Genomic DNA, 14,454 nt, shown 5'->3' with positions numbered 1-14,454 from the left:
GCACTTCGTAAACTCGAGTCGTGACGACTAGCCAACAAACCGATCCTCTGATCGGCCGTGTCTTCGACGGCCGATACGAGGTGCGCTCGCGCATCGCGCGCGGCGGTATGGCTACAGTCTATGTCGCGACGGATCATCGGCTTGAGCGACGCGTCGCGATCAAGGTGATGCACGGTCATCTGAGTGACGACCAGGCGTTCACGAATCGCTTCGTGCAAGAGGCGCGCTCGGCGGCTCGGCTGGCCAATCCGCATGTCGTGAGCGTCTTTGACCAGGGGCAGGACGGCGACATGGCCTACCTGGTCATGGAATACCTGCCCGGTATCACCCTACGGGAGCTGCTGCGCGACCACGGTGCGCTGACTCCTCAGCAGGTCGTCGACATCATGGATGCTGTACTCACGGGGCTCGCCTCCGCACACCGCGCGGGCATCGTGCACCGCGATGTCAAGCCAGAGAATGTGCTCTTGGCCGACGACGGCCGCATCAAGATCAGCGACTTCGGCCTCGCAAGGGCGGCCTCCGCGAACACGGCGACGGGTCAGGCTCTCTTGGGCACCATCGCCTATCTCTCCCCCGAACTGGTGACGCGCGGGATGGCCGACACGCGCAGCGACATCTACGCACTTGGAATCATGATGTACGAGATGCTGACCGGCGAGCAGCCCTACAAGGGCGAGCAGCCGATGCAGATCGCTTATCAGCACGCGAACGATTCCGTACCGCGCCCCAGCACACGGGCACCGAATATTCCAGACGAAGTCGACGACATGGTCTTGTGGGCCACGGAACGCGATCCAGACGAGCGTCCCGCCGACGCCCAGGAGATGCTCGACCGCTTGCACGAGGTCGAGGCAGAGTTGGGCTACAGCCTCTCGGCGATGCCCACCGCGCACACGACGGTCATGCCGATGGATGAAACGGTGGCGTTCGGCTCGACAGTCGCATTCGATGCGCACACGGCTCCCGCCGCGACGACCGGAACCACTGATCCGCTCGGGTCGATGATCGCCTCAACGGGCACGGTAAAGAAGCTCACAACGACGGTTGGGCGCCGACGCCGCAAGGGCCTGTGGATGTTCCTGATCGTCGTGCTGTTGTGCGCCGTCGTCGGAGGCACGGGCTGGTACTTCGGCACCGGGCCCGGCTCGCGCGTGGCGGTGCCTGACACCTTTGTCGGCGACTCTCCCGATGCCGCGGCAGCCGCGCTTGAGGAGCTCGGGCTGGTCGTGAAGACCGGGGAAGAGTACAGCCTTGACGTTGAGGAGGGGCTTGTCACGAGCACGAACCCTGCCGGGGGTGAGCTCGTCTACCCAAACTCCACGGTCACCGTGAACGTCTCCCTCGGCCCGAAACCCGAAAAGCTGCCATCGCTGGCCGCCGTGTCGTTCGATGAGGCCCAGAAGACCGTCGAGGATCTCGGTCTCATTGTGGGCGACAAGTCGTACCAGTTCAATGCCGACGTCGCCGAGAACGGGGTCATCGCGGCATCCATCGACGGTGATGACGTCACCGGGGGCGTCGAGACATACCAGGGCAAGACCGTCGACTTCCTCGTCTCCGTCGGCCCCGTGCCCAAGTTTGTCGGCCAGACTCAGGATGCCGCAACGGCGGCCCTGGACGATGCCGGTCTCACCCTGGGCTCGGTATCTGAGCAGTTCAGCGACTCCGTCCCCAAGGGAACAGTCATCTCCGCCGACTATGACACTCCCCTGGCACCCGGCGACACGGTCGACCTCGTGGTATCGAAGGGTCAGGACCTCGTTCAGGTTCCCGACGTCGTCGGCATGACGATCAACGCGGCCAAACAGAAGCTCGAGGAAGCCGACTTCGTGGTGAAAGTCGACTCCAACATCCCCAAAGAGTACTGGGATGCTGTCATCAACGACCTGTTCGCCGTCGACAGCACGGACCCAGCCGCAGGCGAGATGATCAAGCGCGGCTCAACGGTGACGATCACCGCGAACCTCTAACCGAGCACCACACAGCGCGCCGCGCCCGCGGCAGGTCACGCGCGGCACTGTCAGCCTTTGCCGAGCTCCTCGGCCACGAGGAAAGCGAGCTCAAGTGACTGCATGTGATTGAGACGCGGATCGCACAGCGACTCATAGCGCGTCGACAGAGTCTCCTCGTCAATGTGCTCTGAGCCACCCAGGCACTCGGTGACGTCGTCACCCGTGAGCTCCACATGGATGCCACCTGGATGCGTTCCCACCGCGCGATGCGCCTCGAAAAAGCCCTGAACCTCGTCGACCACGTCGTCGAAGCGACGCGTCTTGTAGCCGGTCGGCGTGGTGATGCCATTGCCGTGCATGGGGTCGGTCACCCAGAGCGGGTTCGCGTCTTCCGCCTGAATCGCTTCGAGAAGCGGCGGCAGCGCGTCACGGATCTTCCCCGCGCCCATGCGCGTGACAAATGTCAGACGCCCGGGCCGGCGCTCAGGGTCCAATTTGTCGATCAGGCGCAGCATGTCATCGCGCGTGGTCGTCGGGCCGAGCTTGACCCCGATGGGGTTATGCACGCGCGAGAGGAAGTCGACGTGTGCGCCGTCGAGATCGCGTGTGCGCTCCCCGATCCAGAGGAAGTGCCCAGACGTGTTGTATGGCTGGCCCGTCCGCGAGTCGATGCGGGTCATCGGGCGCTCGTAGTCCATGAGCAGTGCCTCGTGCGCGGTGTAGAACTCCACCCGCTTCAGCTCATCGAAGTCAGCTCCCGCTGCCTCCATGAACTTGATGGCGCGATCAATCTCTTTCGCGAGGTGCTCATACCGCTGGTTCGCTGGGTTCGCAGCGAAGCCCCGGTTCCACGAGTGCACCTCGCGCAGGTCGGCGAACCCACCCTGCGTGAACGCTCGGATGAGATTCAACGTCGATGCGGCCATGTGGTAGCCGCGCAGCAGTCGGCTCGGGTCGGCCCGACGCGACTCGGGCGTGAAGTCGTAGCCGTTGACGATGTCGCCTCGGTACGCGGGAAGCGTGACGTCACCGCGCGTCTCGGTGTCACTCGAGCGCGGCTTGGCGAACTGACCGGCCATACGCCCCATCTTCACGACGGGCATCGACGCGCCGTAGGTGAGCACGACGGCCATCTGCAGGATCGTCTTGACGCGATTGCGGATCTGGTCGGCGGTGGCACCCGCGAAGGTCTCGGCGCAGTCACCACCCTGGAGAACAAATGCCTCGCCCCGAGCGGCTCCCGCGATGCGGTCGCGCAGCAAATCGGCCTCACCCGCGAACACGAGAGGGGGTAGTGCCGCGATTTCGCGCGAGACCTCGGCGACAGCATCCGGATCATTCCACGTCGGCTGCTGCTTGATCGGCAGTTCGCGCCAATAGTCGAGACCGGCGATCACTGATTCATCAGCCTTCACTACCGGGTCATTCGACATTGTCACGGGCGTTCCCAAATCTGTGTGCGAGGTGGATGCGGAAATGCGCGAAGCGCGACTCTCAGCCTATCGCGAAAGACGAGACTGCTTGTCCTTCACCGTCGTCGCATACACGTCGACATACTCCTGTGCACTGAGACGCTGCAACTCATACATCAGCTCGTCTGTCACGGAGCGCAGAATGAACCTGTCGCCCTCGAGCCCCTCGAACCGGCTGAAGTCCAACGGCTTGCCGAAGACAAGGCCCGGGCGCCTGATGCGCGGCATCGTTCTCCCGATCGGGAGGATGTGTTCGGTGCCGACCATGACAACGGGGATGATGGGCACGCGGGCTTCAAGAACCATGCGCGCAACGCCGGTGCGGCCGCGGTACATGCGGGCATCCGGGCTTCGCGTCCCCTCGGGGTAGATTCCCAGAAGCTGGTCTCGCCCGAGTACGCCGAGGCCGGTGTTGAGCGATGCCTCGGACGCTTTCCCGCCCGAGCGGTCGATCGGGAGCTGGCCTGTCGCGTTCATGAACGCGCGCGTCGCCCAGCCTTTGAGACCGCGGCCCGTGAAGTAGTCACTCTTGGCGAGAAACGAGATGCGGCGATCGAGATACAGCGGAAGGAAGATGGAATCGATCACCGAGAGATGATTGCTGGCGATGATCGCTGCGCCCTTCGTCGGCACGTTCTCGGCGCCCACGACCCAGGGCCGGAAGATCGCCGTCACCAGTGGCCCGACAATCACGTTCTTCATGATCCAGTAGAACATCGTATGTAACAGTATCCCCGACGCGGATCAGGCCGCGCTTCGACGTGCGGCGATCCGCGCCAAATCGGCGGCGCCGACGACTCCGGCATCGTTCACCAGCTCGGCGATGACGAACTCGGGCTCCGGGTGGAAGCCCCGAGCCGGCAGGTTCTCGAGATACGCGGCGCGCACGGGCTCGAGCAGCAGTTCACCGGCCTGAGCGACTCCCCCGCCCAGCACGAACATCTGTGGATCGAGGACGGCTCCCAGCGTGGCGCACCCCTGCCCGATGTACGAGCCGAGGCGGCGAAGGGCTGTGAGAGCACCACCATCGCCCGCGATGATGAGGTCGTAGATGTCCGTTCCGGAAAGACGGCCTCCCGCGGCCTCACGCGCGTCAGCGAGCGCTTGCCCGATGCCCCCGGCATCCGCGAGTTCATCGGCGAGACGCCCGAGAGCGCGACCAGAGCCGTACTGCTCGAGACAGCCCCGCACACCGCAGCCGCAGGGCAGCCCGCCGGGAATGAGCCTGATGTGACCGAGTTCGCCGCCCGTGCCGAAACCGCCGCGGAAGAGCTCGTCTCCGGTCACGATCGCGCCGCCGACACCCGTTCCGATGGTGAGCATGACCATATCGCTGACGAGCCTGGCGGCGCCGAAGCGGAACTCTGCCCACCCGGCCGCATTCGCATCGTTCTCGATGACGACGGGCATGTCGAGGCGCGCGGTGAGCTTCGCGCGGAACGGCTCGTTGCGCCAGCTCAGATTTGGCGCGTAGTACACGGTCGACTGCGCGGCGTCAATGAAGCCCGCCGCCGCGACGCCAACTCCGGCGACCTCGTGCTCGGCGCGCAGCCGCGTCACCATGTCGACGACAGCATCCTCAATGGCTGAACTGTCGCGTGCCGGTGACGGGACGCGATCCTCGGTGACGATCTCACCGTCGTCGTCGACGACGGCACCGGCGATCTTCGTTCCTCCGATATCGATCCCGATGGCGTGCACGTTCTACCTCCACAGATGACTCGGGCTCGAAAACTGACGAAACCCACAAAAAACCGCCTGCTCCTGCTCGTTCCGTGCAGTGAAATCCCCGAGTGGCCTTCGCCGATCCCGTGAACGCAAGCGTCCTCACTTTAGAGTAGAGGAAGACGCACCCGCCCACGTACCGAAGGAGCTACAGTGGACCACCACTCCGTACCTGCTCTTGTTCCCGCCGATCCCGAGGCGAACGCCTCTGATCTCCTCATCGACCGTGTCTCGGCTACTCCCGATACGCCGCTGTTCTCCCTGCCTGCGGGCGATGGCTGGCGGGATGTGACGGCCGCAGAGTTCCTCACGCAAGTAATGGCGCTGTCCAAGGGACTCGTGGCCTCCGGTATCGAGCCGGGCGACAAGATCGGCTTCATGTGCAAGACCAGCTATGAGTGGTCTCTGATCGACTTCGCCACCTGGTTCGCCGGCGCCGTGCTCGTTCCGGTCTACGACACGAGCTCCCCCTCGCAAATCCATTGGATCCTCAGCGATTCCGGTGCCACATCGATGATCGTCGAGACGCCGGAGCATTTCTCTCGCTTCGACGAGGTGCACAGCGATCTGCCTGCCGTGGGACGTGTCTGGCAGCTGCACCTCGGCGACCTCGACAAGCTCTCACAGAGCGGCATAGAGGTGCCGGACGACGAGATCGAAAGGCGGCGCGCTCTGGCACGCGGCTCTGACATAGCCACGCTGATCTACACATCCGGGTCAATGGGGACGCCGAAGGGGTGCGTGCTCACGCACTCGAACTTCGTGGAGCTCTCACGCAACGCGGCCGTCGCGATGAAGGAGGTCGTCGCCCCCGGCTCCTCGACGCTTCTGTTCATCACGATGGCGCACATCTTCGCCCGATTCATCGCGGTTCTGGCCGTACACGCCGGAGTCAAGGTCGGGCACCAGCCGGATACCAGTCGGCTGCTCGAGTCGCTGGGCTCATTCAAGCCCACGTTCCTCCTCGCCGTCCCGCGCGTGTTCGAAAAAGTTTACAACTCGGCAGAGCAGAAGGCCGAGGCCGGTGGCAAGGGGAAGATCTTCCGCAAGGCCGCCGACACGGCCATCGCGTACAGCGCCGCTCTCGAGTCCGGCAGCGTCCCCTTCGGCCTGAAGATGAAGTTCCTCCTCTTCGACCGGCTTGTCTTCGCGAAGCTGCGTGCTGCAATGGGCGGGAACGTCCGCTACGCGGTATCCGGTTCCGCGCCGCTGGGAGCTCGACTCGGACACTTCTTCCATGCCCTCGGCATCACGATCCTCGAGGGCTACGGTCTTACCGAGACCACGGCTCCGGCGACGGTCAACATTCCGTCGGCGTCGAAGATCGGCACCGTCGGCCCTCCGCTGCCCGGCATGAGCGTCCGCATTGCCGAGGACGGCGAGATCCAGGTCAAGGGCATCGATGTCTTCAAGGAGTACTGGAATAACCCGGATGCGACGGCAGACACGTTCGAGGACGGCTGGTTCTGCACGGGCGACCTCGGCACACTCGATGCCGACGGCTTTCTCACCATCACCGGTCGGAAGAAGGAGATCATTGTGACCGCGGGCGGGAAGAACGTCGCCCCGGCCGTTCTCGAGGATCCGGTGCGTGCCAATCCCATCATCGGCCAGATCGTCGTCGTCGGCGACCAAAAGCCGTTCATCGCCGCGCTGATCACTCTCGACCCGGAAATGCTGCCCACCTGGCTTCAGAACAACGGGCAGGACGCCACGATGTCCGTCGCGGATGCTGCGCGCAACCCGGCCGTCATCGCGGAGGTACAGCGCGCCATCGACGCGGCGAACTCGCGCGTGTCGCGCGCTGAGTCCATTCGCAAGTTCGAGATTCTCGACACCGAGTTCACAGAGGACTCCGGGCACCTGACGCCAAAGCTCAGCATCAAGAGAGCCGTGATCGTCAAGGACTTCGCCGATGTGATCGACCGCATCTACACAACACCACAGCCCACGCAAGGGCTGTCGCTGTCCTGATCGCTCGGGCGCTGCCCCGGAAGCGCGGAGGGTGACCCGCGGCATCCCGCCGTCGGCTCATCGTCCGCGCTGATCCGGCATCAGAACCAGTCGGACTCTCGAACCTGCTTCATCGCGACGCGGCGCTCGTCCTTCTCGAGTCGATCGAGATACACGTAGCCGTCAAGATGGTCGACTTCGTGCTGCAATGCTTGTGCCAGCACGCCCGTCCCCTCGACCGTGACCGGGTTTCCATCCAGATCGATTCCCGTCACACGCGCGTACGGGTGCCTCGGTGTGGGGTGCCACTGCTCGGGGACCGAGAGACAGCCCTCGTCGATGAGCTCCTTCTCCCCACGCACCTCGACGACCGTGGGATTGATCACGTACCCCACAACACCGTCGACGTTGTAGCTGAACGCGCGCATGCCGATGCCGATCTGGTTGGCCGCGACGCCCGCGCGCCCGGGCAGCCTCACCGAGTCGAGCAGATCGCTGATCAGCGCGCGAACGCCATCATCGATCGTCGTGATCTCGGCACACGGCGATTTCAACACCGGATCGCCGAAAAGCCGGATGGAACGTTCGGTCATTCGTGCGGGTCTCCTCAGTAAACGGGGATCGTCGGACGCTGCGTGGGCAGCCCATCGACAACGGATGCGGCCAGAAGGCGCGCCGCCTGACGCGTCGCCGGTCGAAGCGCGCGGAAGTCAATAGGAGCACCAGACGCGAGCATGGGATCGTACGGAACGCGGGCGACAGCGCGCACCCGCGACGCGAAGTGAGCCTCAAGCTCGTCAAGCTTCACCATCGAACGCGCCGCCGAGCGATTGTTGATGACGACGACGGCGTTCTTCGCGAGAGCACCGTGCCCATTCGATTCCAGCCACGAGATGGTCTCCGATGTTGCTCGGGCTTCGTCAACGCTGGTGCCCGAAACGATGACGCAGCCATCGGCCTTCTCCAGCGTCTCGCCCATCACGTCGTGCACCATCCCCGTGCCTGAATCGGTCAGGACCATTGAGTAGTACTGCGCTGCGAGCTCGGCCACAACGCGGTAATCGGAGTCGTCGAAGGCCTTCGTCACCGCCGGGTCGGGATCCGACGCGAGCACGTCGAGTCGTGTTTCGTCACGTGCCACGAGTGTCGAGAATTCTGTGAACCCTGCGACGTCGGCCGCGCGATGGATCACGTCGCGAACTGTGTAGTCGCTGTTGCCGCGGAGACGATCGTGCAGCGTGCCGTGATCCGGGTTGGCGTCGACAGCGATCACGCGATCATCACGCGCATCGGCGAGGGCCATGCCCAGAAGAATCGACACCGTCGTCTTTCCCACACCACCTTTGCGCGTGAGGACCGGAACGAACCGTGCTGATCCGGCAAAGGGCTTCGCAATGCGGTGCGTCAGATCCTTGCGCTTCCGCGTCTTCTTGCTGTCGCCGAGATTGATGAGGTGCCCGCTGACCTGGTACAGCAGTCGCTGCACGCCATCTTCTGGGGCGCGCCCGCGGGAGCTTCGGTCATCCAGCAGCCGCTCTGCCGTCAGCATGTCGGCGTTCTCTGCGCCGGAGTTCGGGGCGCGGCGAGCACTTACGCTCTGCGGAGTCGGCTGCGCGTCGGCCGAGCCCGCGCTGGAATTCGGTATCGCGGTGGATGCCGCAGACAGGCCTGACGTCGCCGACAGGGTGGTCGATGCGGGAACCGTCGATGTTCCCCGCGATTTCAATGCCCCGGTGTCCGCGGACGATGATTCAGACGGTGTCCGAACACTGCTCTGAACGCTGGCCTGAGCCCCGGGCTGGCCGCTGCGCTTCGACGGCTGCGGGGACGCGCCAAATCGCGACGGAGAGTCAGTCGGCGTCGCCTCCGTTGAAGACGCCGTCTGCGACGCGCGTGCCGACGCTGACGAGCCTGAAGCCTGGGGTCGTGCCTGTCCCTCTGCGCGAGGTGAAGCGGTCGAGCTGGTTCGCTCCGTCGATGCCTGCCGAGCAGAACCGGTCTTCGGTGACGTCGATGGCTGCTGCCGCCCCGTCTGTACGTCTTCAGACGTCGATGCGTCAGCCTGCGCGGGTTCCGACGGAGACGCCTGGGTCGCAGAGGACGCCGCCCGTGCCGATGTCGACGCCGTGGACCTCGCCTTCGCAGATTTCGACGTCGATGCCTGCGATTTCGATTTCTTCGCCGTGGATGGCTGAGCCTTCGAAGCCTGAGCCTTCGACGTACCCGATTCTGCAGCCTTCGATTGTGAAGACTGCGACGTCGCAGCCTGTTCTTTCGGCTGCTGACCTCTCGGATCATCAGATTTCGGGGAATCGGACGTCGACTGACCGGATTTCGACGCCCCCGATTTCGAGGTCCCAGACTTCGGAGCCACAGGCTTGGACGGGTCCGACGGCGATGGACTCGGTTTCTCGCCCTTCGTCACCGACGGCGACCTCTCCGATTCCTTGGGCGACGGCGTCGCCGAGCTCGACGACGTCGGCGCCGGCGTCTGTGTGGGCGTCGAGCGTGACGTCGCTGTCAGCGCTGCTTCGTCTCCGGCATCCGTCGTCACGTCTCGGTCATCGTCGGCCTCTGAAACGGGCACCTGTGCCGCCGAAGCCTCCACCGGGGATGTCAGAGCGAACTCGCTGTCCGATGCAACATCGTCGAGAACAACGTCATCATCGTCGAGCTCGTCATCCTGCGCCGTCGGAATGGTGACGCTGATCGTCTGAGTCTGGCTGCGCATCTGCGCCTTCTCGGTCGTCGCGGCAAGATCAGTCGCGGTGAGCGCGCTGTCGGTTCCGTCATGCGTCGAGGGCATGGTGCTGATGCTCCTTCGGGTTGTGGCACGTTGATGTGCCCGTGTAATCCGTGAACAGTGTAGTAAACCAGCGACCGATCGGCCGATTCGTGAGGCCAGGCAAAGACGCAGTCACGCGCCGTCGACCACGACAATCAGGTCTCCCGACTCAACCTGCTGGGGTGAGTTGATCGCCACGCGCTCGATCATCCCAGCGACCGGGCTGGTAATCGCCGCCTCCATCTTCATCGCCTCGATGGACGCGACCGCCTGGCCAGCCTGGACAGCGTCACCCGGCGAGACCTTGACGGTCACGACACCCGAGAACGGCGCAGCGACGTGGCCCGGTCTGTTCGCGTCTGCTTTCTCGGACGCCTTCGTCTCGACCTCGACGGACCGGTCTCGCACGAACACCGGACGCAGCTGCCCATTGAGCACGGCCATCACGGTGCGCATTCCCTTATCGTCAGGTTCGCCCACAGCCTCGAGTCCGACGTAGAGACGAACACCCTTCGCAATCTCGACGTACGTCTCCCGGCCCTGCTCAAGCCCGTACAGGTAGTCGGCGGTCTCCATGACGGACAGATCGCCGAAGAGCTCGCGGCGCTGCTCAAACTGGTGGGTCGGGGCCGGGAACAGCAGCCGATTGAGCGCGGCGCGACGCTCGGCCGACGTCCCCTCAAGCTCGGCCTCATCGGTTGTGCTCAGCGGCGTGACTCCCGTCGACACGTCGCGCCCGGCCAACACTTTCGAACGGAACGGCTCGGGCCAGCCGCCAGGCAGCTCCCCCAATTCACCGGCCATGAACCCGACAACAGAATCGGGGATGTCGTATTTCTCTGGGTTCTCGGCGAAATCTGCCGGATCGGCACGGACGGCCGCCAGATGCAGCGCAAGATCACCCACGACCTTAGACGATGGGGTCACCTTGGGGATACGCCCGAGGATCGCGTCAGCTGCGGCATACATGTCCTCGATCAGCTCGAAGTCGTTGTCAAGGCCGAGGGCGATGGCCTGCTGGCGCAGGTTCGAGAGCTGACCGCCGGGAATCTCGTGTGTGTACACGCGGCCCGTCGGGCCCGGAAGCCCGGATTCGAACGGGCGGTAGAGATGCCTGACCGACTCCCAGTATGGCTCGAGGTTCGACACGCTCTCCAGAGACAGCCCCGTGTCTCTCTCCGTGTGCGCAAGCGCCGCGACGAGCGCTGACGCAGAGGGTTGACTCGTGGTTCCAGACATGGGGGCCGACGCGACGTCCACAGCATCCGCACCCGCCTGGGCTGCGGCGAGCAGCGTTGCGAGCTGCCCTCCCGCCGTGTCGTGGGTATGCACGTGCACCGGAAGGTCGAATCGCTCACGGAGAGCAGAGACAAGGGTGGCGGCGGCAGCAGGACGGAGAAGACCGGCCATGTCTTTGATCGCGATGATGTGGGCGCCGGCGTCGACGATCCGCTCGGCAAGACGCAGGTAGTAGTCGAGCGTGTAGAGATCCTCGGCTGGGTTCACCAAATCGCCCGTGTAGCAGAGCGCGACTTCAGCGACCGAGCGATCCGTTGCGAGAACCGACTCAATGGCCGGGCGCATCTGCTCGACGTCGTTGAGGGCGTCGAAGATGCGGAAGATGTCCACGCCCGTTCGGGATGCCTCGTCAACGAACGCGTCAGTCACACGCGTCGGGTAGGGCGTGTAGCCGACGGTGTTGCGGCCCCGCAGCAGCATCTGAATGGCCACGTTCGGCAGTGCCTCGCGGAGGCTCTCAAGCCGCTCCCACGGGTCTTCGCCGAGGAACCGCAGGGCGACGTCATAGGTCGCCCCTCCCCACGCCTCGACCGAGAGCAGCTCGGGCGTGAGACGTGCGACGTACGGCGCGACCCGCAGAAGCTCCTTCGTGCGGACACGCGTCGCGAGAAGTGACTGGTGAGCGTCGCGGAACGTGGTGTCGGTGACGGCCAACGCTGTCTGGGCACGCAGGGCACCGGCGAAAGCCGTCGGACCGAGGTCGAGGAGGGATTGCCGTGAGCCGGACGGCGCTGGCGCGTCGAGGTCGGTCGCAGGAAGCTTCTCGGCCGGATTGATTCCCTCGGGGCGCGGACCGTTCGGCTGGTTCACCGTGACGTCGGCGAGCCAGTTCATCAGCTTTGTTCCGCGGTCTTTCGATGTGCGCCCCTGCAGCAGCTCGGGGCGCTCATCGATGAAGGATGTGCTCACATCGCCGGCGAGGAACGACGGATCGTCGAGAACCCCCTGCACGAACGGGATATTCGTCGCCACCCCGCGAATGCGAAATTCTGCGAGCCCGCGGCGGGCTCGGGCGACGGCGGTCGGGAAGTCGCGACCGCGACAGGTCATCTTCGTCAGCATCGAGTCGAAGTGTGGACTGATCTGCGCACCGGGGTTGATTGTCCCGCCGTCCAGCCGGACCCCGCTTCCGCCCGGCGAGCGGTAGGTGGTGATCTTTCCGGTGTCTGGGCGGAAACCCTGCGTCGGATCCTCGGTCGTGATGCGGCACTGCAGCGCGGCTCCATGAAGCGTGAGAGAGTCCTGGTCAAGCTTCAAATCGGCCAGCGTCTCCCCCGCAGCGATACGCATCTGCGACTGCACGAGATCGACGTCGGTGACTTCCTCGGTCACCGTGTGCTCGACCTGGATGCGCGGGTTCATCTCGATGAAGACGTGCTCTCCCGCTCGATCACCTGCCGTGTCGACGAGAAACTCCACGGTTCCAGCGTTCACGTAGCCGATCGACTTCGCGAACGCGACAGCATCACGATGGAGCGCCAGGCGAAGCTCGTCGCTGATGTTTGGGGCGGGTGCGATCTCGACGACTTTCTGATTTCTGCGCTGCACTGAGCAGTCACGTTCAAACAGATGAATGGTGTCGCCCGTGCTGTCGGCGAGGATCTGAACCTCGATGTGGCGAGGTCTGATGACGGCCTGCTCGAGAAACATCGTCGGGTCTCCGAATGCGCTGTCCGCCTCTCGCATGGCCTCGGCCAGTGCGTCAGCGAGCTCATCTTTCGTCGCCACCCGGCGCATGCCTCGACCGCCGCCGCCTGCGACGGCCTTGGCGAAGAGCGGATAGCCCACCTCGTCTGACGCGGCGACGAGCTCATCGATATCGGCCGAGGCCGGCGACGAGCGCAGAACGGGGACGCCCGCAGAGATCGCGTGCTGTTTGGCCGTGACCTTGTTTCCGGCCATCTCGAGTACTGACGTGTCCGGTCCGATGAAGGTGATTCCCGCAGCGGCTGCCTTCTCGGCCAGTTCTGGATTCTCGGAGAGGAAGCCGTATCCGGGGTAGATGGCGTCCGCTCCCGCGTGGCGAGCGACACGGATGATCTCATCGACGTCGAGGTACGCCCGCACCGGATGCCCCGGCTCCCCGATCTGGTACGCCTCATCCGCTTTCAGCCGGTGGAGCGAGTTCCGATCCTCATAGGGAAAGACGGCGACGGTCCTCGCACCCAGCTCATACGCTGCGCGAAAGGCGCGGATCGCGATCTCTCCTCTGTTGGCAACGAGAATCTTTGTGAACACGCGACGTCCTCTCTGGCCCGGTACTGCTCAGCCAACATTTAGGTTCTCTAACCGTAGTAACGGTAACGTATGTGATTGTGCACGTATTAAGCGTCAGTAGCCTCAAGGGCGGTGTGGGCAAAACGACCGTCAGTCTCGGACTGGCCTCGGCCGCGTTCGCTCGCGGCGTTCGCACGCTCGTCGTCGATCTCGATCCGCAGTCCGATGTGTCGACGGGTCTCGACATCTCCCTGGCCGGGCGTCTCAATATTGCTGACGTCCTGACGTCTCCGAAAGAGAAGACCGTCCGTCAGGCCATCGCACCCTCGGGCTGGACGACAACGCATCCGGGAAAACTGGATGTGCTGATCGGCAGCCCCTCTGCGATCAACTTTGACGGACCGCATCCGTCGATTCGCGACATCTGGAAGCTCGAAGAGGCACTCGCTTACCTTGAGAATGAGTACGATCTGGTCTTGATCGATTGCGCCCCTTCGCTCAACGCACTCACGCGCACGGCGTGGGCTGCGAGTGACCGCGTCAGCGTCGTCACCGAGCCCGGGCTGTTCTCTGTCGCCGCAGCCGACCGCGCTCTTCGCGCGATTGAGGAAATTCGCCGCGGTCTGTCACCACGGCTGCAGCCGCTCGGCATCATCGTCAATCGCGTGCGCAACCAGTCTCTGGAGCATCAGTTCCGCATCAAGGAGTTGCGCGACATGTTCGGCCCGCTGGTGCTCAACCCGCAGTTGCCTGAGCGCACGTCACTGCAGCAGGCACAGGGGGCCGCCAAGCCGCTCCACATCTGGCCGGGAGACAGCGCACAGGAACTCGCGCACTACTTCGATCAGCTTCTGGAACGTGTTCTTCGCACGGGCCGGGTGGGAGAATACGCGGATGCTGTCCCACGCGACGATGCCGAGCCCATCGAGCCTGTTTCGTAACGCGAGACCGTCTCGTCGCGCGCGCCTGTCCTGTGGCGCGAACTTGTCTCGTAACACGAGCAACCGTTCGGTCGCGTCGATCGGCCAGGTCACCGTCGTGACGGGGC

9 protein-coding genes are annotated in these 14,454 nt (G+C 64.3%); 3 read left to right on the top strand and 6 right to left on the bottom strand.

Going from position 1 to position 14,454, the window contains the following annotated elements:
• Nucleotides 1-20: 20 nt before the first annotated feature.
• The gene (gene pknB, locus OK352_RS14120; RefSeq protein WP_265142139.1) at nucleotides 21-1,973 is read left to right on the top strand and encodes a Stk1 family PASTA domain-containing Ser/Thr kinase; all 1,953 of its coding nucleotides are present in this window, start codon (nucleotides 21-23) and stop codon (nucleotides 1,971-1,973) included.
• Nucleotides 1,974-2,023: 50 nt separating this feature from the next.
• Here the strand turns inward: pknB and OK352_RS14115 are convergent, their stop codons facing one another.
• The 3 genes from OK352_RS14115 to OK352_RS14105 form a co-directional block, all read right to left on the bottom strand.
• Complete coding sequence (locus tag OK352_RS14115; protein WP_265142533.1) at nucleotides 2,024-3,388, bottom strand: class II 3-deoxy-7-phosphoheptulonate synthase; 1,365 nt, start codon at nucleotides 3,386-3,388, stop codon at nucleotides 2,024-2,026.
• Nucleotides 3,389-3,454: 66 nt separating this feature from the next.
• Nucleotides 3,455-4,144: a lysophospholipid acyltransferase family protein gene (locus tag OK352_RS14110; protein ID WP_265142138.1), complete on the bottom strand. Its 690-nt coding sequence runs from the start codon at nucleotides 4,142-4,144 to the stop codon at nucleotides 3,455-3,457.
• A 27-nt stretch (nucleotides 4,145-4,171) separates the two neighbouring features.
• On the bottom strand, nucleotides 4,172-5,128 hold the full coding sequence (locus tag OK352_RS14105; RefSeq protein WP_265142137.1) for an ROK family glucokinase: 957 nt from the start codon (nucleotides 5,126-5,128) through the stop codon (nucleotides 4,172-4,174).
• Between the two features lie 177 nt (nucleotides 5,129-5,305).
• Here OK352_RS14105 and OK352_RS14100 point away from each other — a divergent pair, with 177 nt between their 5' ends.
• Nucleotides 5,306-7,126, top strand: a complete 1,821-nt coding sequence (locus OK352_RS14100; protein ID WP_265142136.1) for an AMP-dependent synthetase/ligase — start codon at nucleotides 5,306-5,308, stop codon at nucleotides 7,124-7,126.
• Nucleotides 7,127-7,206: 80 nt separating this feature from the next.
• On the opposite strand, the gene def is transcribed toward OK352_RS14100, so the two are convergent.
• From def to OK352_RS14085, 3 genes are all read right to left on the bottom strand, one after another.
• Complete coding sequence (gene def / locus OK352_RS14095) at nucleotides 7,207-7,698, bottom strand: peptide deformylase (protein WP_265142135.1); 492 nt, start codon at nucleotides 7,696-7,698, stop codon at nucleotides 7,207-7,209.
• 14 nt (nucleotides 7,699-7,712) lie between these two features.
• Nucleotides 7,713-9,911, bottom strand: a complete 2,199-nt coding sequence (locus OK352_RS14090) for a nucleotide-binding protein (RefSeq protein ID WP_265142134.1) — start codon at nucleotides 9,909-9,911, stop codon at nucleotides 7,713-7,715.
• A gap of 111 nt (nucleotides 9,912-10,022) precedes the next feature.
• Nucleotides 10,023-13,427, bottom strand: coding sequence for a pyruvate carboxylase (locus tag OK352_RS14085; RefSeq protein WP_265142133.1), 3,405 nt, complete (start codon nucleotides 13,425-13,427; stop codon nucleotides 10,023-10,025).
• Nucleotides 13,428-13,504: 77 nt separating this feature from the next.
• On the opposite strand from OK352_RS14085, the gene OK352_RS14080 reads away from it, so the two are divergent.
• On the top strand, nucleotides 13,505-14,347 hold the full coding sequence (locus OK352_RS14080) for a ParA family protein (protein ID WP_265142132.1): 843 nt from the start codon (nucleotides 13,505-13,507) through the stop codon (nucleotides 14,345-14,347).
• Nucleotides 14,348-14,454 lie beyond the last annotated feature (107 nt).

This window comes from Microbacterium sp. MPKO10, assembly GCF_026107415.2.
GTDB lineage: Bacteria > Actinomycetota > Actinomycetes > Actinomycetales > Microbacteriaceae > Paramicrobacterium.
This window is presented reverse-complemented; position numbering and strand designations above follow the sequence as displayed.